Origin of the sequence: Plantactinospora sp. BC1 (assembly GCF_003030345.1) — a bacterium.
GTDB lineage: Bacteria > Actinomycetota > Actinomycetes > Mycobacteriales > Micromonosporaceae > Plantactinospora.
This window is the reverse complement of the sequence record NZ_CP028158.1, coordinates 4,402,633-4,426,828: the sequence shown is the minus strand read 5'-3', so window position 1 is coordinate 4,426,828 and position 24,196 is coordinate 4,402,633. Positions and strand designations below refer to the sequence as shown.

The 24,196-nt window shown below is 72.7% G+C and carries 17 protein-coding genes, 1 tRNA gene and 2 pseudogenes; 6 read left to right on the top strand and 14 right to left on the bottom strand.

Features of this window, described 5'->3' with window-relative positions:
- Positions 1–50: 50 nt before the first annotated feature.
- Complete coding sequence (locus C6361_RS19280) at positions 51–599, bottom strand: type 1 glutamine amidotransferase domain-containing protein (RefSeq protein WP_107262272.1); 549 nt, start codon at positions 597–599, stop codon at positions 51–53.
- Positions 600–775: 176 nt separating this feature from the next.
- Here C6361_RS19280 and rfaE2 point away from each other — a divergent pair.
- Together rfaE2 and C6361_RS19270 are read left to right on the top strand one after the other, a co-directional pair.
- Positions 776–2,722: pseudogene (gene rfaE2 / locus C6361_RS19275) on the top strand (D-glycero-beta-D-manno-heptose 1-phosphate adenylyltransferase); the annotation flags it as partial.
- 68 nt (positions 2,723–2,790) lie between these two features.
- Positions 2,791–3,771, top strand: a complete 981-nt coding sequence (locus tag C6361_RS19270; RefSeq protein WP_107268560.1) for a glycosyltransferase family 2 protein — start codon at positions 2,791–2,793, stop codon at positions 3,769–3,771.
- Here C6361_RS19270 and C6361_RS19265 read toward each other — a convergent pair.
- The 4 genes from C6361_RS19265 to C6361_RS19250 all read right to left on the bottom strand — a co-directional run bounded on the left by C6361_RS19265 (position 3,713) and on the right by C6361_RS19250 (position 6,865).
- The gene (locus C6361_RS19265) at positions 3,713–4,816 is read right to left on the bottom strand and encodes a glycosyltransferase family 9 protein (protein ID WP_107268559.1); all 1,104 of its coding nucleotides are present in this window, start codon (positions 4,814–4,816) and stop codon (positions 3,713–3,715) included. The two genes, C6361_RS19270 and C6361_RS19265, sit on opposite strands and share 59 nt — an antisense overlap.
- Positions 4,817–4,838: 22 nt before the next feature.
- Positions 4,839–5,414, bottom strand: a complete 576-nt coding sequence (locus tag C6361_RS19260; protein WP_107268558.1) for an Hsp20/alpha crystallin family protein — start codon at positions 5,412–5,414, stop codon at positions 4,839–4,841.
- 241 nt (positions 5,415–5,655) lie between these two features.
- Positions 5,656–6,171, bottom strand: coding sequence for a DUF2231 domain-containing protein (locus C6361_RS19255; RefSeq protein ID WP_107262263.1), 516 nt, complete (start codon positions 6,169–6,171; stop codon positions 5,656–5,658).
- Between the two features lie 620 nt (positions 6,172–6,791).
- Positions 6,792–6,865: transfer RNA gene (locus C6361_RS19250), tRNA-Thr, on the bottom strand.
- Positions 6,866–7,031: 166 nt separating this feature from the next.
- Here C6361_RS19250 and C6361_RS19245 point away from each other — a divergent pair.
- The gene (locus tag C6361_RS19245; RefSeq protein WP_107268557.1) at positions 7,032–8,756 is read left to right on the top strand and encodes a metallophosphoesterase; all 1,725 of its coding nucleotides are present in this window, start codon (positions 7,032–7,034) and stop codon (positions 8,754–8,756) included.
- A gap of 382 nt (positions 8,757–9,138) precedes the next feature.
- Here C6361_RS19245 and C6361_RS19240 read toward each other — a convergent pair whose 3' ends face one another.
- The 7 genes and pseudogenes from C6361_RS19240 to tmk all read right to left on the bottom strand — a co-directional run.
- Positions 9,139–9,990, bottom strand: a complete 852-nt coding sequence (locus C6361_RS19240; protein WP_107268556.1) for a regulatory iron-sulfur-containing complex subunit RicT — start codon at positions 9,988–9,990, stop codon at positions 9,139–9,141.
- Positions 9,991–10,142: 152 nt separating this feature from the next.
- Positions 10,143–11,021, bottom strand: a complete 879-nt coding sequence (locus tag C6361_RS19235; protein WP_107268555.1) for a hypothetical protein — start codon at positions 11,019–11,021, stop codon at positions 10,143–10,145.
- A 58-nt stretch (positions 11,022–11,079) separates the two neighbouring features.
- A complete protein-coding gene (locus tag C6361_RS19230; protein WP_107268554.1) occupies positions 11,080–11,760 on the bottom strand; it encodes a hypothetical protein in 681 nt (226 codons plus the stop codon).
- Positions 11,760–12,065 carry a hypothetical protein gene (locus C6361_RS19225; RefSeq protein ID WP_107268553.1) on the bottom strand — a complete coding sequence of 102 codons (306 nt, stop codon included), beginning with the start codon at positions 12,063–12,065 and terminating at the stop codon, positions 11,760–11,762. Before C6361_RS19225 ends, C6361_RS19230 begins: the two co-directional genes overlap by 1 nt.
- Positions 12,066–12,392: a YbaB/EbfC family nucleoid-associated protein gene (locus C6361_RS19220; RefSeq protein ID WP_107262254.1), complete on the bottom strand. Its 327-nt coding sequence runs from the start codon at positions 12,390–12,392 to the stop codon at positions 12,066–12,068. It lies immediately after the preceding gene.
- Positions 12,393–12,597: 205 nt separating this feature from the next.
- Positions 12,598–13,872 (bottom strand): DNA polymerase III subunit delta', encoded by a 1,275-nt coding sequence (locus C6361_RS19215; protein WP_107268552.1) that lies wholly within the window; start codon positions 13,870–13,872, stop codon positions 12,598–12,600.
- 158 nt (positions 13,873–14,030) lie between these two features.
- A pseudogene (tmk, locus tag C6361_RS19210) lies at positions 14,031–16,097 on the bottom strand (dTMP kinase); the annotation flags it as partial.
- Between the two features lie 391 nt (positions 16,098–16,488).
- Here tmk and C6361_RS19205 point away from each other — a divergent pair.
- A complete protein-coding gene (locus C6361_RS19205) occupies positions 16,489–17,709 on the top strand; it encodes an amino acid deaminase/aldolase (RefSeq protein ID WP_107268550.1) in 1,221 nt (406 codons plus the stop codon).
- Between the two features lie 39 nt (positions 17,710–17,748).
- Here C6361_RS19205 and C6361_RS19200 read toward each other — a convergent pair whose 3' ends face one another.
- Positions 17,749–18,315: a TetR/AcrR family transcriptional regulator gene (locus C6361_RS19200; RefSeq protein WP_107271035.1), complete on the bottom strand. Its 567-nt coding sequence runs from the start codon at positions 18,313–18,315 to the stop codon at positions 17,749–17,751.
- 273 nt (positions 18,316–18,588) lie between these two features.
- Between C6361_RS19200 and C6361_RS19195 the strand changes: the two genes are divergently transcribed.
- Both C6361_RS19195 and C6361_RS19190 read left to right on the top strand, forming a co-directional pair.
- Positions 18,589–19,911 carry a D-arabinono-1,4-lactone oxidase gene (locus C6361_RS19195; RefSeq protein ID WP_107262246.1) on the top strand — a complete coding sequence of 441 codons (1,323 nt, stop codon included), beginning with the start codon at positions 18,589–18,591 and terminating at the stop codon, positions 19,909–19,911.
- A 52-nt stretch (positions 19,912–19,963) separates the two neighbouring features.
- Positions 19,964–20,917, top strand: coding sequence for a GNAT family N-acetyltransferase (locus C6361_RS19190; protein WP_107268549.1), 954 nt, complete (start codon positions 19,964–19,966; stop codon positions 20,915–20,917).
- Positions 20,918–20,966: 49 nt separating this feature from the next.
- Here C6361_RS19190 and topA read toward each other — a convergent pair whose 3' ends face one another.
- On the bottom strand, positions 20,967–23,888 hold the full coding sequence (gene topA / locus C6361_RS19185; protein WP_107268548.1) for a type I DNA topoisomerase: 2,922 nt from the start codon (positions 23,886–23,888) through the stop codon (positions 20,967–20,969).
- Between the last annotated feature and the right edge of the window lie 308 nt (positions 23,889–24,196).

Genomic DNA, 24,196 nt, shown 5'->3' with positions numbered 1-24,196 from the left:
CGACAACGGTTCGGCGCCGGCCGACGGCCGGCGCCGAACCGTGCGCGGGGTCAGTGCCGGCCCTCGGCGAGTTCCTCCACGAGCTTGGCGCAGAACGCCGGCAGGTCGTCCGGCTTGCGGCTGGTCACCAGGCCGTTGTCGACGTGGCACTCCTCGTCGACCCAGTGCGCGCCCGCGTTCGACAGGTCGGTCCGCAGGCTCGGCCAGGAGGTGAGTGTCCGCCCCTTGACCACCTCGGCGTCGATCATCGTCCAGGGTGCGTGGCAGATCGCCCCGACCGGCTTGCCGGCGTCGAAGAACGCCCGGACGAACCGGACGGCGTCCGGGTTCGCCCGCAGGGCGTCCGGGTTGGCCACCCCGCCGGGCAGCACCAGGCCGTCGTAGGCGGCCGGGTCCGCCTCGGCGACGGTCGTGTCGACCTCGTACGTCCCGGACTTGTCCAGGTGGTTGAAGGCCTGGATTCGGCCGCCCTCCAGGGAGACCAGTTCGGCCCGGCCCCCGGCCGCCTCGACCGCCTCCCGGGGACGGGTGTACTCGACCTCCTCCACGCCGTCGGTGGCCAGGAACGCGATGCGCTTGCCCTGCAAGGTCGCGGTCATCTCGGTTCTCCTTCCTGGGAAACGGGGGTATATGTGCTGAGAGACCGTTTAGTCATGTCTCATGGAAAGGACGTTCCCGGTACGGCAGGTGCCAAAACCGCCGTACGGGCGCCGCCGAGCCGCACGGGCGCGACCGGATCAGGTTTGTCGGGCCAGGCACCGGGGACCCGCGCCACATGGCGACAGACGCAGCGGAACAGCGCCGGTTGGCCTCGGTGGTGGAGAGCTGGCTCGGCAGGGGCGTACTCGTGGTCGGCGACGCCATGCTCGACGAATGGCGCTTTGCCGAGTCGGACCGGCTCTGCCGGGAGGCCCCGGCGCCGGTGTTGACCCTGCGCCGTCGGCTGACCGCGGCCGGTGGCGCGGCGAACACCGCCGTCAACCTCACCGCGCTCGGCGGCCGGGCCGCGCTGGTCGCCCCGGTCGGCGCCGACGTGGCCGGTGACGAACTGCACGACTGCCTGGACCGGGCCGGAGTCTGGGACCGGACCATCAGCCAGCCCGGCCGGCCGACCCCGGTGAAACGGCGACTGCTCGCCGCCGACCAGATCCTGCTCCGGGAGGACGAGGGCGACGCCGACGAGACGCTGCCCGAGGAGGGCGTACACCGGATGCTGAACGCGCTCGCCCGGGCGACCGAGGAGCTGCGGGCCGACCGGGACGGGCAGGCCCCGACGCTGGTGGTCTGCGACTACGGTCTCGGCGCCCTGCCCGAGGCGGTACGGAGCTGGCTGGTCCGGCACCGCGACTCCTTCGCCACGGTCGCCCTGGACGCGCACGACCTGGCCTACTGGCGCGGGCTCGCCCCGACCGTGGTGACCCCGAGCTTCGCCGAGGCGACCCGGCTGCTGAACGAGGCGGTGTCGGCCGGCCCGGCCAGCCCGACGACGGCGCTCGCCGGCACCCGGGTCAGCGTCGCCGAGGACGGCTCGACGGTGGCCACCGGCGGGAAGGACGACCCCTCGACGGCCGCCACCGGCGGAAAGGGCGCACCCGAGGGCGCAGCCTCGCCGGTCGCCTCCGGCGGCGCCGACGAGAGCGGTGGCCGGGACGACGACGGCTCGACCACGCCGGAGGGCAGCCCGCCGGGCGGCGGCGAGGGCGGCGGTCCGGGCGGCGGGGACGGCCTCACCGTGACCAGTGACGAGATCGGGGTCTCCGGCGACGACATCGTGGTGGCCGGCGACGAGACGTCGAGTGCCGCGGGTGGGCGACCGGTCGCGGCCGGCGGCGCCAGCCGGGCGCTGGTCGCCCAGGCCCGCCTCGCCGAGCTGCGGGAACGTACCGGTGCCGACGTGGTGGCGGTGACCCTGGACGCCGAGGGCGCGGTGGTGGGCGGGGCCGACGGGCGGTCCCGGCGCAGCCACGCGACTCCGGTACCGGCGAGTTACGCCGTCGGCGCCGGTGACGCGTACCTGGCCGCGATGACGCTGGCGCTGGCCGCCAACGCGCCACTGCCCACCGCCGCCCAGTTGGCCCAGCTCGCCGCGACCACCACCGTCTCGGACACCGGCACCTGCGTCTGCCTGCGCGAGGACCTGCTCGCCGCCCTGGGGTCGACCGACGGGGAACCGGCCCGGATCGTGCTCGACCGGGACGCCCTGGTCGAACTCGTGCAGCGGCACCGGGCCGAGGGACGGGCGGTCGTCTTCACCAACGGCTGCTTCGACGTACTGCACCGGGGGCACGTGCGCTATCTCGACCAGGCACGCCAACTCGGCGACCTGCTGGTGGTGGCGGTCAACTCGGACGAGAGCGTACGGCGACTCAAGGGCCCGGACCGGCCGGTGAACCCGGTGGAGGACCGGGTGGCGCTGCTCGCCGCACTCTCCTGTGTGGACCACGTCGTGGTCTTCGAGGAGGACTCACCGGCCGGGCTGATCGAGGCGGTCCGCCCCGACGTCTACGTCAAGGGCGGCGACTACCCGCCGGACATGGTCCCGGAGGCGCCCCTGGTACGCCGGCTCGGCGGGCAGGTCCGCACCCTGGGCTACGTACCCGACCGGTCCACCTCGGCGGTGATCGACCGGATCCGCTCGCACGGCGACGACCGGCGACAGGCAGCCGCCCGCGCCGAGGCCGCCGCAAGCCCGGACGCGGCCGGCCCGGGCACCGCGCCGGACGGCGGGCGGGCGGCCGTACCCGCCTCGGCGGAGACCCACCCGGCGACGTCCAGGTCGAGCCGGTTGGCGTGAGCGCGGCCGCACGTTCCGATCCGGGCGGCGCGACGCCGAGGACGACCACCCGGCCGCTCGACCAGGGCAGCACGGCCGAATTCCGTACGCCCCGGCTGCTGGACGTGCTGGTGCCGACCCGGAACCGCCCCGCCGAACTCGCCGTCACCCTGGCGGGGCTGGCCGCCCAGCGTCCCGCCGAGGACGGCGCGCCGGCCGGACGGTACGGGTCGGACGCGTTCGGGGTGGTGGTCAGCGACCAGTCCGACGGGGAACCGGGCTGGGCCGGACCGGCAGCGGCGGCGATGGTCCGGGTACTCCGGCACCGGGGCCATCCGGTGCTGCTCACCCGCCGGCTGCCGAGGCGGGGCCTGGCCGAACACCGCAGCTATCTGCTGGACGCCTCGGCGGCCCGGTACGTGCTCTTCCTCGACGACGACGTCTGGCTGGAACCCGGCACCGTCGACCGGCTGCTCACCGCGATCCGCGAACTCGACTGCGGCTTCGTCGGCAACGCGGTGCACGGACTCTCCTATCTGGACGACGTACGGCCGGAGACGCATCGGCACTACGCCGAGTGGGACGGCCCGCCGGAGCCGGAACGGCTGTATCCCGGGACGCCGGAGTGGGACCGGGCGCAGATCCACTCGGCCGCGAACCTGCTGCACGTGACGGAGGCCCGCCGGCTGCCGGCCGGGCGGTGGCGGGCGTACAAGGTCTCCTGGATCGGCGGCTGCGTCCTCTACGACCGGTCCCGGCTGTGCGCGGCGGGCGGCTTCGACTTCTGGACCCGCCTCGACCCGGGGCACCAGGGCGAGGACGTGGCCGCCCAGCTCGCCGTGATGGCCCGGTACGCCGGAGCCGGCGTCCTGCCCAGCGGCGCGTACCACCTGGAGGCGCCGACCACGGTGACCGAGCGGACCATGGAAGCCTGGGAAATCACCGCGCCGTCAGATCCGCCACCGCCTCCAGCACCTCCAGCACCGGTACGTCGGTGACGAAGGAGACCCGGTGCGGGCAGGCCGGGCCGCCACCGCCCCGGGCCGGATAGAGCTCCCGGCTACAGTCCCGGCCGCAGACCGGGCAGTTGAGGGTCCACGAGGCGATCGGCCGGTGCCGACCGCGCAGCGGCGTCGCACAGTTGATCACGTTGCCGACCCAGAAGATGCCGACCGTCGGGGTGTCCAGCGCGGCGGCGACGTGCACCGGCCCGGTGTCGTTGGAGACCACCACCTCGCAGCCGGCGTAACAGCCGATCAGACCACCGAGCGAGAGGTCGCCGACCACCGAGCGGACCGGCAGCCGCGCCGCCGCCACCACCTGCTCGGCGAGGTCCCGCTCGTCCGGGGTGCCGGTCACCAGTACCTCGTACCCGTCGTCGACCAGATGGTCGGCCACCTCGGCGAAGCGCTCCGGTGGCCAGCGGCGGCGCGGGTCGCTCGCCCCCGGGTGCAGGGCGATCCGGGGGCGTACCGGCTCACCCAGCACCATGCGTGCCTCGGCCAGGTCCGCCTCGGTGGCGACGAGCCGGGGCACCAGGCCGGTCGGGCTGGCGCCGACCAGACCGGCGACCTCCAGATAGCGGACCACCTCCGGCTGGTAGTAGACGTACCGCAGCCACCGGTCCAGCGGCGGGGCGTCCTCGCTGCGCAGCCCGGCGGTCACCCGGGCACCGAGGTCGGCGACCAGCGGGTTGGAGTTCACCCCGCCGCCGTGCATCTGGAGCGCGAGGTCGAACCGCTCCCGGCGGGCGGCGTCGAGAAACCGGGCCATCGACGCCGCCGACGGCTCCGGTTCGCCCGCTCCGGCCACCCGGATGCCGTGCGCGGGCGGTACCACCAGCACCCGGTCGACCGGGCCGGGCCGGTCCCGGAGCAGGCGCTCGTGCCACGGCGCGCCGATCAGCACCAACTCGGCGTCCGGATAACCGGCCCGCAGCGCGTCGAGCGCCGGCAACGCGAAAATGAAGTCTCCGAGCGCGTTCGCCCGGAGTACGGCGATCCGCTCGACGTCGTCGACGAGGTCCCGCACCTTGCCGATCATCGGGTCCGGTTCCGCCGCCCGCTCAGACCGTGAACCCGGAGGACGGGGTACCCGCGGCGGTGTCCGGCCGGTGCAGCTCCCGGTCGGCGGCCGGGTCCACGGCCTCGGGCCGGACACCGGCTCCGGTCGTACGCCCGGCGCGCTGGCCCGGGTCGTGCCGCCGGCCGCCGATGGTGATGGTCCGCCGACCCGGCCGGGGTGCCTTCGGCAGCGTGACGGTGAGCAGGCCGTGATCCATCACGGCGTCGATCCGATCCGGGTCGACCGGTGCCGGCAGATGCACCCGGTGCTCGAAGGCCCGGGTCTGCGATCCGCTGCCGGCCATCCCGTGGTCCGCGTTGACCTCGGCCTCCGAGCGCGCCCGGATGCACAGCTCGCGGTCGTCGAGTTCCAGGGCGACCTCCTCCGGGGCCACCCCGGGCAGCCGGGCCACCACCGTCCAGCCGTCGTCGCCCGGGGTCAGCTCGACCTCGGGCCGCCCGCCCCGGCCCCCGACCAGCGCGGAGCCGACCAGGCGGCCGAGTTCCGCACGGAGTGCCTGCAACTCCCCCAACGGATCCCAGCCACGGTCTCCGGTGCCACGTCCTGGCTCGTCCATGCCGCCGTCTTCCCTCCGTCGATCCCGCCACCCGTCGGATCCCAGTGCCGCCATCGAGCGGCGACCCCCACCTCCGGTACCCGTCCTGCGGCCGGTCAACGCATCCAGGCGGGGGTCGCTTACCGCTCCTCGGGGCCGGCCGGTCACTCCTCTTCGGGGTCGGCATGTCACCGCTCCTCGGGGATCGGCTGCTCACCGCTCCTTGGGGATCGGCATGTCACCGCTCCTCGGGGTCGGCCGGTCACCGCTCCTTGGGGCGGTCCGCGGCTGCGGCCGCGGTGGTCCGGGGACGCAGCGAACTCGACGCGTTCAGGTCGGCGTCCGGGTCCACCCCGACGCCGAGCCGGTCCACCAGTTCGCCGCCGAACCAGGCGCCGAGCCCCGCACCGGCGACCGCCACCACCTCGATCGCGACCAGGGCACCGCCGGCCGCCCGGGTGTCCGCGGCCAGCCGTACCGCCCAGACCGCGGCGAAGAGCAGCAGCACGGCGATGTTGGTCGAGGCGTGCGCCACCCCCACCCGCTTGGCCCGGGTCCCGGCCGGTACGGCGAGCAGGTCCACCGCGCCGGCCATCGCCGCCAGTACCCCGCCGATCAGCCCGACCAGGATGTTCCAGTACGCCAGCTCGCCGAGGAACGCCGGACCACCGGCCACGTCGATGACGTCGAAGATCGTGGCGGACACGAAGAGGGCGATCGGGAACATCACCAGCATCGGATGGACCGGGTGCCCGAGCACCTTGACTCGGCTCTCCATCATCGTCGCCTCCCAGGCTCAGCGGATGCCGGCGCCGCAGCCGTCGTACCCGACGCAACCGGCATGCGTAGGTCGCGTCTACCCGCCGTACCCGAATTGTCCGCCCACTAACCCTCCGTGCCGGGGTGTTCCGCTATTTCGGGCCCGAACGGCCTGCCCGCGGGTGGTCGTCGATGCCGGTCGGCGCCTGCCCGCAGCCGGCAACCACCAGAGCCGAGGGGTCGGGTCGCACACCGTACGGCAACATGCTGATGAGGTCATCGGCGAACCGCTCGGCAACTCTGCCCGGTCCGCTCCGGCTCACCCGATCATCGTCCAGAGGACAAGCGCCTCGGGAGACCGGAAGTCCCGTCGGGCGGCCTGATCCGCCAGCTCTCCGTAGGTGAGTCCGAGTTCGTCAAGCTGACGTTCTACGAACGCGTCCCACTCCTGACGGGATGGCTTCCAGGTGCACGTCTGGTCCCGGTGTGCAGAAGGCGGAGTCATCCTGTTGACCTTCCAGGTAGGTTGCGGATCCTGGTTGGTGCTCGCTCGCTGATCATCTCGGCCGGCGACAGCGGCGGTGGCCGACGCAATGAAGCGGTGCCCTGAACAGTTCGACCAGGGCACCGCTTCGACTGAGCCGCCTGACGGAATCGAACCGTCGACCTACGCATTACGAGTGCGTCGCTCTGACCGACTGAGCTAAGGCGGCAACGCCGGCAAGTGTACGACACCGGGCGCCGACCCGGCTCGGGGGTTTCCACCGGTGTGCCCGGGCAGACGGCCGGAGCACCCGTCCCGGAGACGCCCGGTACGCCGTCCGGAACGGTCGGCAGGCGGACAGTGGTCCGTGAAGCGTCCCGACTAGGCTGCCATCGATGACCGATCACCAGGCGCCGCCGATCCCGGCGCAGCCGGCGGCCCCACCCCGGCCGGGCAGTCTCGATCCGCGCGAACTCGGCTTCACCCCGCAGCGCCCGGTGCCCTGGCTGGCGCCGCTGCTGTTGATCAGCACCGGGCTGCGTACCCTGCTGGCGCTGCTCTTCGGCGCGTACCTGGACAAGCGGGAGTTGCAGAACTCGCTGCCCGGCACGGTGACCCGGCAGGTCGGCCCGGACGGCGACCTGTGGCTGGACTTCGTCGCCGACCTCGGCGACGGGTTCAACGCCACCTACTCGGTCGCCTACCTGCTCACCCGCCCCGAGTTGGAGGTCGACGGGCACCGGCTGCCGCGTGGCCAGATGCTGCTGATGGGCGGCGACCAGGTCTATCCGACGGCGAGCGGCGAGGCGTACGAGAACCGGTGCAAGGGCCCCTACCAGGCGGCCATGCCGCAGCCGCCGGCCGACGGCCCACCTCCGGCGCTCTTCGCCGTCCCCGGCAACCACGACTGGTACGACGGTCTCACCGCCTTCCTCCGGCTCTTCGTCCGCTCCCGGGACGACAACGTCGGCGGCTGGCGTACCCCGCAGAGCCGCTCCTACTTCGCCGTCGAACTGCCGTCCGACTGGTGGCTGTTCGGGCTGGACGGGCAGTCCGGGGTCTATCTCGACGACCCGCAACTGCGCTACTTCGAGGAGGCGGCGCAGCGGCTCACCGCCGAGTCCCGGGTGATCATCGCGGTGCCGGAACCGAGTTGGGTCAAGGCCGTCGACAAGCCCCACGAGTACGACACCATCGACTACTTCATCCGTACCGTGATCGCCCCGACCGGCGCCCGGGTCCGGCTGCTGCTCTCCGGCGACCTGCACCACTACGCCCGGTACACCGGACCGGACCGTGACCTGGTCACCTGCGGTGGCGGCGGCGCCTACCTCTACCCCACCCACAAGCTGCCGGGCCGCATCGAGGTGCCTCCGAAGGACACCCTGGTGCGGCGGGCCAGCACCAGCCAGACGTACGATCTGGCCGGTCGCTATCCGGACGCCGCCCGCTCCCGCCGGTACGGCTGGGGCATCTTCGGCCGGCTACCGCTGCGCAACCCGGGCTTCGCCACCCTGCTCGGCGGGCTGCACACGCTGCTGATGCTGGCCATGGTCGGCGTGGCGGCTCCGCGCTCGGAGGCGACGGCGCAGCGGCTGTTCAGCATTCCGCTGGCCATCATGCTGATCGTCACGCTGGCCGGCGCCGTCTTCTTCGCCCAGCCGCCCAGCGCCGGCCGCAAACGACATGCCCGGCACTGGATTCTCGGACTCTGTCACGGCTTCGCGCACATCGGGCTGGCCGCCGCAGGCAGCTGGATCTGGCTCCAGTTCTTCTTCCACGCCTGGCCGTGGCCGCTGCCGGTGGTCGCCGCAGCGGTGGTCTACGGTCCGATCGCCGGGCTGGTGGCGACCCAGCTCACCGCGCTCTATCTGCTGGTCGCCGGCTCGTTCGGGGTCAATCTCAACGAACTCTTCGCGGGTCAGGGCATCGAGGACGCCAAGTGCTTCCTCCGGCTGCACATCGCCGCCGACGGTACCCTCACCGGCTATCCGGTCGCGGTCGACAGGATCTGCCGGCGTTGGCAGGCCGAGCCGGACGGTCACCCGACCGACGCATGGCTGACCCCGAAGCAGCCGCTGGCGTACCGGCTCGCCGAGGCTCCGTTCACGCTTCGTTGACCCGTCCCGCCGACGAGGGTGGGACGACGGGGCCGGCTGACGTCGTGTCGGGTGTCGGGTGTCGGGTGTCGGGTGTAGTCCATCCCGGGACTGTCGAGCTGCCCCACTTGCGCGCCCATCGTCCCCGGGCCGTCCGGTCGCGATCCCCCTGGCCGGTCGGCCCGCACCCCATGACGTCAAATGCCCGTCACGGCGTGCTACCACCAGCCGTCCGGCAACACCCTGTTCTCCCGCGCCCCGTCTGCGCACCCAGCTCGACAGTCCCGCGACCAACCATCCTCCGCCCGGCCGTCGGCATGCGCCCGACTTTGTACCCGTGCCGGCGCCCGGAGAATCCCGGCCGAGCCACGCCGTCGAACGCAGCGGCGACCCGGTACCGGCGCTACTCGGCCGTCGCAGGGCGCGAGTCGTAGGCCCGGCGCGGGCCGCAGACCTCGGACAGGGCACACCGGCTGACGGAGCCGTCGGAGAGTTGTCGGACGGTCACCGTCTCACTCGGGACATGCCGGGACACGACCTTCGCCTGGCCAGCCGGCGTCTCGACCCTCTGCCCCGGGCTCGGATAGCTGCCGCTGTCGGCGTAGAGCGGATGCTCGTACTTCAAACAGCACATCAGCCGGCCGCAGGCGCCGGAGATGCGCAGCGGGTTGAGCGGCAACTCCTGGTCCTTGGCCATCCGGATGGTTACCGGCTCGAAGTCGTTCAGGAAGGTGGCGCAGCAGAGGTCACGCCCGCAGGAGCCGATGCCGCCCTGCACCCGGGCCGAGTCCCGGGCGGAGAGCTGACGAAGCTCGACCCGGCAGTGCAGGGTGGCGCCCAGGTCGCGGACCAGCGACCGGAAGTCGACCCGGTGCGGCGCCGTGAAGTAGATGGTGGTCCGGGACCCGCTCGAACCCCCGGCCGGTGTCGATTCGATGATGTGGTCCACGGCGACCACCTTCATCGGCAGGCCGTGCTCCCGGATCAGCCGCTTCGCGGCGACCTTCGCCTCGGCCTTCCGCTTGCGCAGCATCTCGTCGCGGCGCAGATCCTCCTCGCCGGCCAGCCCTGCCAGCCGGGGAAAGCCGCTGGTGTCGTCGGAGACCCACTGCGCCGCCCAGACGCACTCCGCCACCTCGGTCCCCTCGTCGGTGGGGACCAGCACCCGGTCGCCGACCGCCGGACGCAGCTCGCCCGGGTCGAGGTAGTAGAGGCGGCCGTAACGGTTGAAGCTGACCGCGCACAGCATGCCCATGCGCTCACCCTACGACGGATCCGACTCTCCGCCGAGCCGAGTGGGTGGGAGGTGACCCCGTCGACGCGCCGCGCGAAGGCCGGCCTCCGAGCGGGCTCCGACCGGAATGCGTCGAGACGTCGCGCGAACCCGTCGGGCCGTCGGACGTCTGGCTATCCGTTGACGACATCCTCGGCGGTGACGGCGGTGACGGCGCGGCGCAACCAGTTGTCGAGTCGAGCCAGGTCCGTGCACGCGAGGATCTGCTCGCGGACGGCCGCTGGAACAGGCACGCCTCGCGTGTCGAGTACGGTCAACACCGCCCGGCCCTCTCCACGGGCCTCTCCACGGGCCTCTCCGTGAGCATCGACCTCGCGCAGCAACTCGCTGCGGAATTCGGAGCCGACGGTGGTGCTCATGTAAGCCTCCCAACGTGCCCGGGGCGCCTGCGGCAGCCCTGCCAGGACTATGTCATAGTACGAGATCGCCCTCTTCGGGCCGAGAGTTCGCAGCGCCTCCGCCAGTGCCGGGAACACGGCGTCCACGTCTGCGGCTGTGCCGTGGCAGATCGCCGAGAACACCGCCAGCGCCGGGTTGGCCCGGGCCAGCTCCACGTCGATGACCAGCGGCACCTCGCGCGGCGTGAAGATGAACGGCCGGAGCGGCAGGCTGAGCCCTTCGAACTCGAACATGCCCCGGTATCGACGGGCGATCGCGGAGTCGGGGCAGTAGACCACCAGCGCGGCGTTGACTGTCAGCTCGGCTTCCAGCTGAGCTACGTAGAGCTTCCACGTCCACCGCTTGCGGGAATCCCAGCCACGCTGGACCTCCAGCACCACCGCGAGCACCGGCTGGTCGGCCGCGTCGCAGAACAGCAGCATGCCGTCGGCATGGTAGGTACGCGGAACCAGCACCCGGACGTCGGTGGGTTGGGGTCGAGCGTGGTGGTAGTCGGGCACCTTCACATCGAACAGATTCGTCAGCAGCCAGGTCACCAGACGCGGGTCGAGCTTGGCCAACGCGATCGGTGATTCGTGCTCTCCACTCGGCATGGCGGCAGAATACGAAGTGTGTAGGACATAATCCTGATTTGCGATCTTGCGTCCGGCACTACAGGAAGATGCGCCCGTCGTCGGGGCGTACGGCCGGAAGCTGCGGGGGGCGGTGTTCGAGGAGATCCAGCTCCGCCGCCCACCGCCGGGGCAGCGCCTCCGCCCGGTCGTATGCCTCGTCGACCGTGGACAGGATCCGGGCACCGATCTCGGCCGCAGCAGGCCCGACCGGCAGCCCGCCGGGCTCGACGCCGGACGGGGTCAACCCACTCCGGCCGGTCCGGGCCGTCGTCACGGCGACCGCCTCCGCCGAGGCAAGCACGTCGGCGAGGGTACGGGCCAGCGCGTACCGGCTCTCGGCGATCCACCCGGCCACCGCCTCGGCGTACGCGGCCGTGGCGTCCGCCCGGCGGCTCAGCTCGGTCAGGTGCCCCGCCAGTCCACGGCGGTGTGCGGCGTACGCCTCGGCGGCCGGTCCCTGCCACGAGCCGCCGTCGGCCAGCACCGCCCCGGCCTCGTGGTAGGCCCGGCGCAGCTCCGCGTCCACCTCGGCAGCATCGGCCAGCGCTTCGGGCCGCAGCCCGAGCATCGCCCGTACGGCGTCACCGGGAAGCACCCGGAGTCGGCGCAGCAGCGGCCAGATCCGGTGCCGGTCCGGCGCACCGGCGACGGCGAGTAGGTCGTCGACCCGCCCGGAGAGCGCGACGGCGGGCTCGGCGAGCTGGTCGAGTACGTCCATCACGTCTCCGCCGGCCGTCGGCGGTACGCCGCCGTGTCGCTGTCGGCGTACGCCGTCTCGGCGACCCGCAGCGCGGTGCCGGTGTCGGTGAGCCGCTCCGCCGTGGCCAGCAGTTCCCGGGTCCGGTTGTCGAGTGCGGTGGACCACTGCCGGTGCAGGATCGCACCGATCTCACCGAGCCGCCCCGGCCCGTCGGCACCGAAGGCACCAGCGTCCGGCCCGGCGTACGGCAGTCGGCGGGCAAGGTCGGCGAGATCGCCAGCGGCGGTGTCGAGCCGGCCGGCGAGGTCCCGTAGGCGGTCCACTCAGGCCTCCGTCAGCCGACGGTACTCGCCGAACGTCTCGGTGTAGAGCTTCTCCCGGGCCCACCGGGCGGCGTCGTCGGCGGCCGTGATGGCGGCCCGGATCGACCGGGCCAGGTCCGGGCCGGTACGCACCTGCGGTGCGCCCAGGAACCGCACGTCGTCGACCGACCCGTCGGCGGTGACGACCAGCTCGACCAGCCCGTCCGGGGAGCGGACGGTGACCTGCACCCGCCGGATCGCCTCGTCGAACTCGGCCTGTAGCGCCTCGATGCGCCGATAGCGCTCGATCGCCTCCTCGACCCAGGACTGGTCGATCTCCCGCGTCACCGGCAGGTCCCTCCCGCTTCCCGATGCCCGCTGGCCATGGCGAAGCCCCGCAGATCGGCTCACCGTATGTACCACCGTCGCTGCGTTACGGCACCGAACCGTACCGGGCGACCCACCCGAAGGGAACCCTTCGCCCCAAGATCTCCCTGATCAGGACAGAAGTTCCAGCGGTACGGCGCTCGCGGCCGGTCGCGGACCCCGCCGCTCAGCCGCGCCAGAGGGCGAGCATCATCGCCTCGACGGCGATCCGTGGCTTGACGTTGGTCTCGATCGCCGTACGGCAGTCGAGTATCGCCTCCAGCCTGCGCAGGGTGGCCTCGGCACTCCACTTCCCGGCGGCCGTGCTGGCCATCTGGGCGACGTCGGTGTGCACCGGCTGGACCGGGGCGCGCAGCGAGACGGTGAGTACGTCCCGATAGAACCCGGCCAGGTCGACCAGTGCCCGGTCCAGCGCGTCCCGCTGGGCTCGGGTGGCCCGGGACTTCTGCCGGCGTTCGAGGTCCTTGAGCTGCCCGGCGGCGCCCCGGATCGCGCCCGCCGCGCCCCGCCCGGTCCCTCCGGCGCCGAGCGCGGTCTCCAGCGCGGCCCGCTCGGTCGCGTCGGCGTCGGCCACCGCTGCCGCCGCCTCGGCCTCGGCCGCCTCGATCAGCGCGGAGGCGGCGTCGAAGCAGGCACCGACGCCGGTCAGTTTGCGCGGCAGGGCGAGCACGGCCTCCCGCCGCTTGCGCGCCTCCGGGTCCCGGGCCAGCCGGCGGGCCCGGCCGACGTGCCCCTGGGCCGCCGCTGCCGCCCAGGCCGCCACGTCGGGCGCGATGCCGTCCCGGTCCCGGAGTACGGCCGCCACCGCCTCGGCCGGCGGCTGGCGCAGCGTCACCACCCGGCATCGGGAACGGATGGTCACCGAGATGTCGTCCGGGTGCGTCGAGGGGGTGCAGAGCAGGAAGACGGTACGCGGCGGCGGCTCCTCGATCGCCTTGAGCAGCGCGTTGCCGGCCGCCTCGGTGAGCCGGTCGGCGTCTTCGATGACGAGTACCTGCCAGCGTCCCCCGCTCGGCGTGCTGGCCGCCCGCAGCACCAGGGCCCGCATCTCGCCGACCCCGATGGAGAGCCCCTCGGGCACCACGAACCGTACGTCGGCGTGGGTACCGGCGAGCGTCGTGTGGCAGCCTGCGCACTCGCCGCAGCCGATGCCCCGGTGACATTGCAGTGCCGCCGCGAACGCCCGGGCCGCGACCGACCGCCCGGAGCCGGGTGGGCCGGTGAAGATCCAGGCGTGCGTCATCGCACTTCCGGCGCCGGCCGGCTGCTCGGTACCGGCGGCCCGGTCGCCCCCGACCACCGGATCGGCCGGGTCCGCGCCGTCGGCGGAGACCGCCTCGGCGGTCGCGGCGGCCCGGATCGTCTCCGCTGCGGCGGCGGCCCGGCGGAGCAGGTCGACCGCCTCGGGCTGGCCCACCAGGTCGGCGAAGACCTCGGGCATCAGGGGCGCCGTTCGAGTTCGAAGCCGCCCGTCGTCTCACCGGTGCGGTCGGGTCCGACCTGGCCCGGCCCGACCTGGCCCGGCCCGGTCCGGCCCGACCCGGTGGCGACCGGCAGGTCCGGCCGGACGCGCGAGCCGGTCTCGGCCTCGGCCTCGGTCCGCGATTCCGCCAGCGCCCGCAGCTCGGCGTCGGATAACTCCGGTCGGGCCGAGGTGTCCGGCGGGCTCGCCGGTGCCGGATGGCCGTTCGTGTCCGGGTCGGCGAGCATCCCGGTGACCCGCTCGGCCACCGCCGCCGCCAGTTCGTCGGCCGGCCGGGAGGCGTCGAGCACCAGGTAGCGCTTGGGGTCGGCGGCGGCCAGGTCGAGGAAGGCGTACCGGACCCGGTCGTGGAAGTCCATCGACTCGGTCTCCACCACGTCGGGGTCGCCACCCCGGGCGGTCACCCGGGCCAGCCCGGTCCGGGGCTCGATGTCGAGCAGTACCACCAGGTCGGGCTTGAGGCCGCCGGTGGCCCAGGAGGAGAGCCAGGAGACCTCCTCGACCGGCAGGGTCCGGCCGGCGCCCTGGTAGGCGAGGGACGAGTCGACGTACCGGTCACTGATCACCACCGCGCCCCGGGCCAGCGCCGGACGGACCACCGTGGCGACGTGGTGTGCCCGGTCCGCGGCGTAGAGCAGCGCCTCCGCCCGGGGGGCGAGCGCGTCCGGGCCGCTGGTCCCGCCGAGCACGAGGCCGCGGATCTGCTCCCCGACCCCGGTCGCGCCCGGCTCCCGGGTCACCACCACCTCGTGCTGCTGCCGGCGCAGCGCCTCGGCCAGCCTGGCCACCTGGGTCGACTTGCCGGCGCCCTCACCGCCCTCGAAGACCACGAAGGCTCCGGTCGAGGCGAACGGCTCGGCCGGGAAGAGCGGACGCCCCCGGATCGAACCCCAGAGGTCGGAGAGGACCGGTACGCCCGGCTTGTCGTCCATCTGGCGGAACGCCTTGATCCCGGTGAGGATGCCGGCCACTCCGGCGACCAGCAGCAGCAGTCGGGTCGAGGAGACCGAGATGCCCAGGTCGGCGATGCGCAGTTGCCGGGAGCCGCCGACGCCGACCAGCAGGCTGCTCACCGAGATCGCCAGGATCAGCACCAGCCGGGTCCCGGTCTGCACCACGGCGAAGACCCGGCCGCGTACCTCGTCGGCGATCTCCCCGCCGAGCAGCGTCGTACCGGAGAGGAAGGCCATCCCGGCGCCCGCGCCGACCAGTACCGCGCCGAGGATCGCCATGGAGAGGTGGATGGAGCCGGCGAGTACCAGCACCGAGGCGCTGGCCAGCACGATGCTCATGCCGAACCAGCGGCGCCGGGACATCTCCCGGACGACCATCGGCCCGAGCCCGATGCCGAGCGAGAGGCCGAGGAAGATCGAGCCGAAGAGCAGTGAGAACGCCGCCTCGCCGGCAGCCAGCGACTTGGTGAAGAAGTTCGCCGTGCCGATCACCACACCGCCACCGGCGAAGGCGCCGAAGATGCCGAGCACCAGACCCCGGACCAGCGGAGTCTTGCCGATGAACCGCCAGCCCTCGACGAACTGGCGCAACGCGCTCTGCTCGACCTGCTGGACACTCCGACGGTCGCCCCGGCCGCTGATCTCCCGAATGCCGAAGAAGACCACCAGCGCGGTGGCCAGCCGGCTCAGCGAGTTGAAGTAGAGGGCCAACTGGGCCGGCTCGGCCCAGTCCGGCGGCGGTCCGCTGGAGGCCGCCCGGATGCTGCGGTCCAACACGGCGGCGACGATGGCGGCCAGCACCGGGGTGACCCCGTACGTGGTGATCAACGTGAGCTGGTTGGCCATCTCCAGCCGGGACCGGGGGATCAGGTTCGGGACCGCGGCCTCCTTGGCCGGGATCCAGATCAGCGTGATCGCCTCGATCAGGAAGGTGGCGACCGCCGCCCAGCCGACCACCAGGCCACCGCCGACGTCCAGCAGGGCGGCGAGCGGGATCGAGGCGAAGAGCACGAACCGGAGCAGGTCGCAGATGACCATGGTCAGTCGCCGGTCGAACCGGTCGGCCAGCACCCCGGCGATCGGGCCGAGCACCAGCGCCGGGAGCAGCCGGACCGCGATCACCCCGCCGAAGGCGAGACCCTTGGCGGTGTCGCCGGTGACCTGGGAGGCGGCGAAGAGCGAGGTGGCCAGCAGGCCGAGCCAGTCGCCGAACGAGGCGGCGCCGAGCACCAGCCAGAGCCGGCGGAACGGGCGGATCCGCATGACCGAGCGGAGCGCCTGGTAGCCGGTCCGGTCGACCGGGCTGGCGGCGGCGGGTGGCGTGGGTGTACCGGGCGGCGACTGCGCTGTGCGCTCCGCGCTCCTGTCGTTGTCGTCGATGGCCGTACCCCTCCACGCCCCGGCCCATGGCTGGGCTCCCCCGACCACACTCTAATCGCGGTACGGATCCGCCCCGACCCCGACATTCCCCGGAGCCGGAGCCTAGGGGTCGCTCGCGGATCTTGGGGCGGTCCGCGTCGCGCCCCTACGGTCCGGACAGGCCACGCCGGAGGACCGGACACGCCACGCCGGAAGACACGAGACAGTTTCGCATTATCGCCGCGGGGGTTAGCGTGCTCGAATGGCCACCGAACGCGACCTGCTGCGTCGACGTCTCGACCGGGCGACGGCGGATCTCGACCCTCCCTTCGCCGTGGTCGACCTCGACGCGTTCGACGCCAACGCCGGCGCGCTGACCGGTCAGGCCGGTGGCAAGCCGCTGCGGGTCGCCAGCAAGTCGCTGCGCTGCCGGGCCCTGCTCCGCCGGGCGCTGGCCGGGCCCGGCTGGGGCGGTGTGATGACGTACACCCTGGCCGAGGCGATCTGGCTGGTCCGCAGTGGCGTGACCGACGACGTGCTGCTCGGCTACCCGACCACCGACCGGCAGGCGCTGGCCCAACTCGCCGCCGACCCGGAACTGGCCGCCAAGATCTGCCTGATGGTGGACAGTTCCGCCCAACTCGACCTGGTCGACGCGGTCGCCGCCGCCGGCTCCCGGGCGGAGATCCGGATCTGCCTCGACCTGGACGCGTCCTGGCGCCCGCTGGCCGACACCTTCGGTGGCCGGCTGCACATCGGCACCCGCCGCTCACCGGTGCACTCGGCGGACGACGCCGGCAGGCTGGCCGGCACGATCGCGCAGCGGCCGGGCTTCCGGCTGGTCGGCCTGATGGCGTACGAGGCACAGATCGCCGGGCTCGGCGACGCACCGCCCCGGCAGGCCGTCCGGGGCGCCACCATCCGGCTGCTGCAACGGCGGTCGTACCGGGAACTGGTGCAGCGCCGCGCGGCGGCGGTCGCGGCGGTACGCGAGCACGCCGACCTGGAGTTCGTCAACGGCGGCGGTACCGGCAGCATCGCGCTGACCGCGGCGGACCCGGCGGTAACCGAGATCACCGCCGGGTCGGGCCTGTACGGGCCGACGCTCTTCGACGCCTACCGGAGCTGGCGGCCCCGCCCGGCGGCGTTCTTCGCGCTGTCGGTGGTCCGCCGTCCCGCCGCCAGGGTGGTGACCCTGCTCGGCGGCGGTTGGGTGGCGTCCGGGCCGGCCGACCCGACCCGGCTGCCCACCCCGTGGCTGCCGCCGGGTCTGCGGCTGACCGGCACCGAGGGCGCCGGGGAGGTGCAGACCCCGGTGGCCGGAGCCGCCGCCGAGTCGCTGCGGGTCGGCGACCGGGTCTGGTTCCGGCACGCCAAGGCCGGCGAGCTGGCCGAACATGTCGGAGAACTGCACCTGGTGGAGTCGGACCGGGTCGTGGGCACGGTTCCGACCTATCGCGGCGAGGGCCGGGCCTTCCTCTGAGCGCGTACCCGGGCCGGCCGCGGACGGGCTGGCGGCCCGCTAGCCGGCTGCGGGCGCGGCGTCGACGTGCCGGTGCAGGTACTCCCGGATCAGCGCGGTCGCCTCGGTCAGCACCTTCTCGTCGCCCTCCGGATCGCGCCGGAAGGCCAGTTTGATCAACGCGTCGGCGGCCTCGACCGCGATCTCCAGCGCGAAGCGCAGCCGGGGCGCGTCGGTGGTGCCGAACTGCTCGACCAGCACCCGGGCCAACTGTTCGGCGATGACGCCGTTGTTGTCCCGGTCCTCGTCCAGCAGGTGCACGTCGACGACGTCGCCGAAGTGCAGGGTACGGAAGCCGGGCACCCTCCGGTGCATCGTGATGTACTCGTCGATCGCGGCGTCGACCCCGTCCCACCAGTGGGTCAGGTCGCCCCGGGAGAAGCGGTCGCTGAGCCGCTCCAGGTACGCCTCCATGTTGCGCAGGGTCAGTGCCTGCACGATCGCTCGCTTGTCCGGGAAGAACTGGTACACCGACCCGATGGCCACTCCGGCGCGCTCGGCGAGCAGGGTCGTGGTCAGCCCCTCGTAGCCGACCTCGTCGACTATCTCGGCACAGGCGTCGAGCATGCGCTGGACCCGGGCGACGCTGCGGCCCTGCACCGGTACGCGGCGCAGTGGACCGGATGTGGCGGTTGACGTGGACACTCGTCGCCACTCCCTTTCGACGGGGTGAAGGTTACTAGGCGTCACGGTTTCGAAACGCTATCCGGACTAACGAGCCGAACGGATATCGGTATTTACTCGCCGTGACGATCCTGATTTACTCGCCCTGGTACACCTTGACGCGAGTCTAATTCATATTTGTCCATTGGCGACCTGGTCAGAGCCGGCGGAGGTCAGATGAGCGGACGTACCGCACCACCCGGAGCCGCCTCCTCCTGGTCCAACTGGGCCGGCAACCAGCGCGCCACCGGCGACGCGCTGCGACCGTCGACCGTGGACGAGATCGTCGCCACGGTCCAGGCCGCCCGAGCTGCCGGCCGGCGGATCAAGCCGGTCGGCAGCGGCCACTCCTTCACCGCGATCGCCCGCCCCGACGACCAGCGGGTCGATCTCACCGCGCTGGCCGGACAGGTCCGGGTCGATCCCGGCCATCGGCTGATCACCGTACCGGCTGGTGTCACCCTGCACGCGCTCAACGAGGTGCTCGCCGGACACGATTTGGCCCTGGCCAATCTCGGCGACATCGACGCGCAGACGATCGCCGGGGCGATCTCCACCGGTACCCACGGCACCGGCGCCGGCTACGGCTGCCTCTCCACCTTCGTCGCCGGGCTCACCCTGGTCACCGGCACCGGCGAGCTGCTGGAGTGTTCCGCCGACCGGAACGCCGACGTCTTCGCGGCGGCCCGGGTCGGGCTCGGCGCCCTCGGCGTGCTCACCGAGGTGACCCTGAACTGCGTCGACGCCTTCGTCCTCCGCGCCGACGAGCGCCCGGCCCCGCTGCCCGAGGTCCTCGCCGAGCTGCCCGAACTGGTCGCCGGCAACGACCACTTCGAGTTCTACTGGTTCCCGTACACCGACCGGGTGCAGGTGAAGGTCAACAACCGGGTACCCGTCGACGACCGCCCACTGCCCCGGTTCCGGAGCTGGCTGGACGACGACTTCCTGGCCAACTCCGTCTTCGCCGGAGCCTGCCGGCTCGGCCGGGCCGCCCCGGCCCTGGTGCCGACCATCTCCGCCGTCTCCGCCCGGGCGCTCACCGCGCGCAGCTACACCGCCCGCTCCGACCGGGTCTTCTGCACCCCGCGCCGGGTCCGGTTCGAGGAGATGGAGTACGCCCTGCCCCGGGCCGCCCTGCCGGAGGCGCTGGCCGGGCTGCGCCGGATCATCGACGAGCTGCCGTTCCGGGTGCTCTTCCCGGTCGAGGTCCGGTTCACCGCCCCGGACGACATCTGGCTCTCGCACGGCCACGGGCGCGAGTCGGCGTACGTGGCGATCCACCAGTACGCCGGGATGCCCGCCGAGGCGTACTTCCGGGCCTTCGAGCGGATCGCCACCGAACTGGGCGGCCGGCCGCACTGGGGCAAGCTGCACTACCGGGACGCCGAGTCGCTGCGCCCGGCGTACCCCCGGTTCGCCGACTTCCTCGCCGTGCGCGACCGGCTCGACCCGGACCGGGTCTTCGCGAACTCCTACACCGAGCAGGTGCTCGGGGCCTGACCGGGGCGGAAACCGTTCGGCCCCGGCCCGGGTGATGCCGTATACAGGGCCGGTGACGAGCCACCTGCCACGACTACGGCCCTACTCCGACGTCGACCTGCCCCGCCTGTCGCGGACCTTCGCGGCCTGGATCGCCGAGGCCGGCAGGTGCGGATACGACCACGTCGGCGAGGTGCCGCACCGGATCTACGAGAACCTGCGGGGCCGGCCGGTCGGCGAGCTGGTCCAGCTCTGGGAGGCCGGTGACGAGATCGTCGGGCTGGGGATCAACCTGCGCTTCGGTGCCGCGTTCGACGTCTTCTGCGCGCCCGCGCTGCGCGGCACCGCCGCCGAGATGGCGATGCTCCGGACGGCGTACGAGACCACCGCCCGGGCGATGACCGCCGACCCCGTCACCGAGCCGTACGTGCTGACCGACGTCTTCGACTGCGACACCACCCGGATCCGACTGCTCGGCGAACTCGGGTTCGCACGGTTCCGCACCTGGGACGACGTCACCGTCCGGGAACTCGCCGACCCGCTCGACGACCCGCTCGACGAGCCGGTCGCGCCGGAGGGCTTCGTGCTGCGTACCGCCCGGCTGGCCGACGCCGACGGCCTGGCCCGGGCCCGCAACTCCGCGTTCGAGGCGGACTGGACCGCCGAGCTGTACCGCTCGGCGGTGATGACCAGGCCCGGCTACTCCCCGGAACGGGAGATCGTCGCCGAGGCACCGGACGGGCGGATCGCCGCCTTCGCCGTCTACTGGCTCGACCGGCACAACCGGGTCGGCCACTTCGAGCCGGTCGGCACGCACCGGGACTTCCACCGGCGCGGACTGGCCCGGGCGGTGATGCTGACCGCGATGCACCGGATGCGGGCCGCCGGGATGGCGACGGTGACCGTCAACTACAACGCGGACAACCTGCCGGCGCAGCGGCTCTACGCCGGCCTCGGCTTCCGCCGCGAGCACCAGACGTACGGCTTCCGCCGCCCCCGTACGGCGGCCGGTCAAGATTCTTGTTGACTCGTGGCGCGTAGCGAACCACAGCTCAACAAGAATCTTGGCGGCTCGGTCAGTCGGTCGGGTCGGCGGCGGCGGTGGTGGTGGTGGTGGTGGTGGCCTTGCGCGGGGCGGCCTTCTTCGCGGGAGCCTTCGCGGTGGTCTTCTTCGCGGCCGTCGCCTTCGCGGCCGTTGTCTTCTTCGCGGCGGTGGTCTTCTTCGCGGCGGTCTTCTTGGCTGCCGTCTTCTTCGCGGCCGTCTCCCCGCCGGTGGCCTTCGCCGCCGTCTTCTTCGCGGTCGCCTTCTTCGCCGCCCGCTTGCGCGGTGCCGGACCCTTGGCCCGCTTCTCGGCCAGCATCTCCGACGCCTCCTCCAGGGTCAGCGCCTCCGGAGTCTGGCCGCGTCGCAGCGACGCGTTGGTCTCGCCGTCGGTGACGTACGGCCCGAACCGGCCGTCCTTGATCACCAGCGGCTTCTCGGTCAGCGGATCCGCACCCATCTCCCGCAGCGGCGGGGCCGCCGCCCGGCGCTGCCGGGTCTTCGGCGCCGCCAGCAGGGCGAGAGCCTCCTCCAGGGTGACCGTGAAGAGCTGCTCCTCCGACTCAAGCGAACGGTATTCGTCGCCACGCTTCACGTACGGGCCGTACCGGCCGTTCGCGGCGAGCACCTCGGCACCGTCCGGGGCCGTCCCGACCACCCGGGGCAGGGTGAGCAGTCGCAGCGCCTCCGTCATCGTCAACGACTCCGGCGACTGGGAGCGCAGCAGCGACGCCTTGCGCTCGCCACTGGCCACGTACGGGCCGAACCGGCCGGACTTGAGCACGATCGGCTCGCCGGTCTCCGGGTGCTCGCCGAGCTTGCGCTCGCCGCCACCGCCGAGGAAGAGCTCGTGCACCTTCTCCGGAGTCAGCTCGTCCGGGGCCACCCCCTCCGGGATCGGTGCCCGGTCGCCGGCCGGGGACGTGTCCTCGGGCGGGCCGCCGTCGCCGGTGTCCCGGGGCGTCTGGGCCGCCGGCTCCGCGCCGGGCAGGCTGCGTTGCAGGTACGGGCCGTAGCGGCCGACCCGGACCACGACGTCGCGCCCCTCGTCGTCGCGGAAGAGCGGGATCGAGTTGACGCTGCGCGCGTCGATCTCGCTCAGGTTCTCGGTGACCATCTTCTTCAGCCCGCCGGACCGGGCCACCGACTGGTCCCCGCCGTCGGGGCTGCCGAAGTAGAACGAGGTCAGGAAGTCCACCGCCGCGTGGTCACCACCGGCGATCTCGTCCAGCTCGTTCTCCATCGCGGCGGTGAAGTTGTAGTCGACCAGCCGTGGGTAGTGCCGCTCCAGCAGGCCGACGACGGCGAAGGCGAGGAAGGACGGGATCAGCGCCTGGCCGCGCTTGAAGACGTACCCCCGGTCCTGGATGGTCGCCATGATCGAGGCGTACGTGGAGGGCCGGCCGATGCCCAGCTCCTCCAGCGACTTGACCAGCGACGCCTCCGTGTAGCGGGACGGCGGCTGGGTGTGGTGCCCGGTCGCGGCCAGTTCCTCGGCGGTCAGCGGCTGGTCCTTGACCAGGTTCGGCAGCCGCCGCTCGGCATCCTCGGCCTCGGCGTTCTCGTCGTCGGACGACTCCACGTACGCCCGCAGGAAGCCCGGCTCGGTGATGGTCTTGCCGGTCGCGCCGAAGTCGGCCTCCTCGCCCGCGCCGGAGACCGCCCGGATCCGCACCGAGACGCTGGAGCCGACCGCGTCGGTCATCTGGGACGCGATGGTCCGCCGCCAGATCAGCTCGTAGAGCCGGAACTCCTCGCCGGAAAGCTCGTTCGCCAGCTCACCGGGGGTGCGGAAGTTGTCCCCGGCGGGGCGGATCGCCTCGTGCGCCTCCTGGGCGTTCTTCACCTTGCCGGTGTACCGGCGGGGCTCCGGCGGCACGTTCCGCTCGCCGTACAGCTCGGCGATCTGCCGCCGGGCGGCCGCGATGGCCGTCTCCGACAGGTTCACCGAGTCGGTACGCATATAGGTGATGTAGCCGTTCTCGTAGAGCCGCTGGGCGGTGCGCATCGTCTGCTGCGAGGAGAAGCGCAGCTTCCGGGCCGCCTCCTGCTGGAGCGTCGAGGTGATGAACGGCGCGTACGGGCGGCGCCGGTAGGGCTTCTCGTCGACCCGGGTGACCGTGAAAGGCCGCCCGTCGAGGCGGGCGGCCAGGCCACGGGCACCCGCCTCGTCGAGGTGCATCACCCCGGCGCCCGGCTTCACCTGGCCGGTGGTCGGCTCGAAGTCCTTGCCGGTGGCGATCCGGTCCCCGTTCAGCGCGACCAGGGTGGCGGAGAAGGTGCGCGGCCCGTCGGCGGTGCCCTGCACGGCGAGGGTGGCGAGGATGTCCCAGTATTCGGCGCTGCGGAACGCCATCCGCTGCCGCTCACGCTCGACCACGATCCGGGTGGCGACCGACTGGACCCGGCCGGCGGAGAGCCCGGAGCGGACCTTCCGCCAGAGCACCGGGGAGACCTCGTAGCCGTAGAGCCGGTCCAGAATCCGCCGGGCCTCCTGGGCGTCGACCAGGTCGCGGTCGATCTCGCGCGGGTTGGCCACCGCCGCCTGGATGGCCTGCCGGGTGATCTCGTGGAAGACCATCCGCTTGACCGGCACCTTGGGCTTGAGCGTCTCGACCAGGTGCCAGGCGATCGCCTCGCCCTCCCGGTCCTCGTCGGTGGCGAGGAAGACCTCGTCCACCTCCTTGGCCAGCCGGGTCAACTTGCTGATCTGCTGCCTGCGGTCCGGCGACACGACGTAGAGGGCGGCGAACCCGTTGTCGACGTCCACGCCGAGCCGGGCCCACGACTCGCCCTTGTATTTGGCGGGCACGTCGTCGGCGTTGCGCGGCAGGTCACGGACGTGACCCAGGCTGGCCTCGACGACGTATCCCGGGCCGAGATAGCCCGAGATCGTCTTGGCCTTCGCCGGTGACTCGACGATGACCAGACGGGTGCTCCTGGCGTTGCTCGGCACGTCTCTCCTGACCTCACTCACGATCTTTCCCCCTGCGGACCGCCCTGTCCGCGTCCGCCGCCGGGGCCGGATCGGCCGCCCGGTGGCCAGACGTCCAACGTAACGCGCTCCCCGACCGCCGAGTTGCGCGGCCCGCGAAGAGCACCGCTACGCTGCGGTGACACGGGGTGCAACAACAAGGGACGGGCGGTCATGCCGGACGGCGACACCGTACACCCACCGGCGATCTGCGCGGGACCAACCGGACGGATCATGCCGCACTCGGTGGGTCATTAAACGGATTAACCGAACAAATCTGACTTCCGGCT

Coding starts and splice junctions, on each gene's coding strand:
- C6361_RS19230 (WP_107268554.1), bottom strand. CDS start 11,760: ATGGACGTACTCGACCAGCTCGCCGAGCCCGCCGTCGCGCTCTCCGGG.
- C6361_RS19215 (WP_107268552.1), bottom strand. CDS start 13,872: ATGCCCGAGGTCTTCGCCGACCTGGTGGGCCAGCCCGAGGCGGTCGAC.
- C6361_RS19260 (WP_107268558.1), bottom strand. CDS start 5,414: ATGGACGAGCCAGGACGTGGCACCGGAGACCGTGGCTGGGATCCGTTG.
- C6361_RS19245 (WP_107268557.1), top strand. CDS start 7,032: ATGACCGATCACCAGGCGCCGCCGATCCCGGCGCAGCCGGCGGCCCCA.
- C6361_RS19240 (WP_107268556.1), bottom strand. CDS start 9,990: ATGGGCATGCTGTGCGCGGTCAGCTTCAACCGTTACGGCCGCCTCTAC.
- C6361_RS19235 (WP_107268555.1), bottom strand. CDS start 11,021: ATGCCGAGTGGAGAGCACGAATCACCGATCGCGTTGGCCAAGCTCGAC.
- C6361_RS19255 (WP_107262263.1), bottom strand. CDS start 6,171: ATGGAGAGCCGAGTCAAGGTGCTCGGGCACCCGGTCCATCCGATGCTG.
- C6361_RS19265 (WP_107268559.1), bottom strand. CDS start 4,816: ATGATCGGCAAGGTGCGGGACCTCGTCGACGACGTCGAGCGGATCGCC.
- C6361_RS19200 (WP_107271035.1), bottom strand. CDS start 18,315: ATGCTCGACGCCTGTGCCGAGATAGTCGACGAGGTCGGCTACGAGGGG.
- C6361_RS19195 (WP_107262246.1), top strand. CDS start 18,589: ATGAGCGGACGTACCGCACCACCCGGAGCCGCCTCCTCCTGGTCCAAC.
- C6361_RS19205 (WP_107268550.1), top strand. CDS start 16,489: ATGGCCACCGAACGCGACCTGCTGCGTCGACGTCTCGACCGGGCGACG.
- C6361_RS19280 (WP_107262272.1), bottom strand. CDS start 599: ATGACCGCGACCTTGCAGGGCAAGCGCATCGCGTTCCTGGCCACCGAC.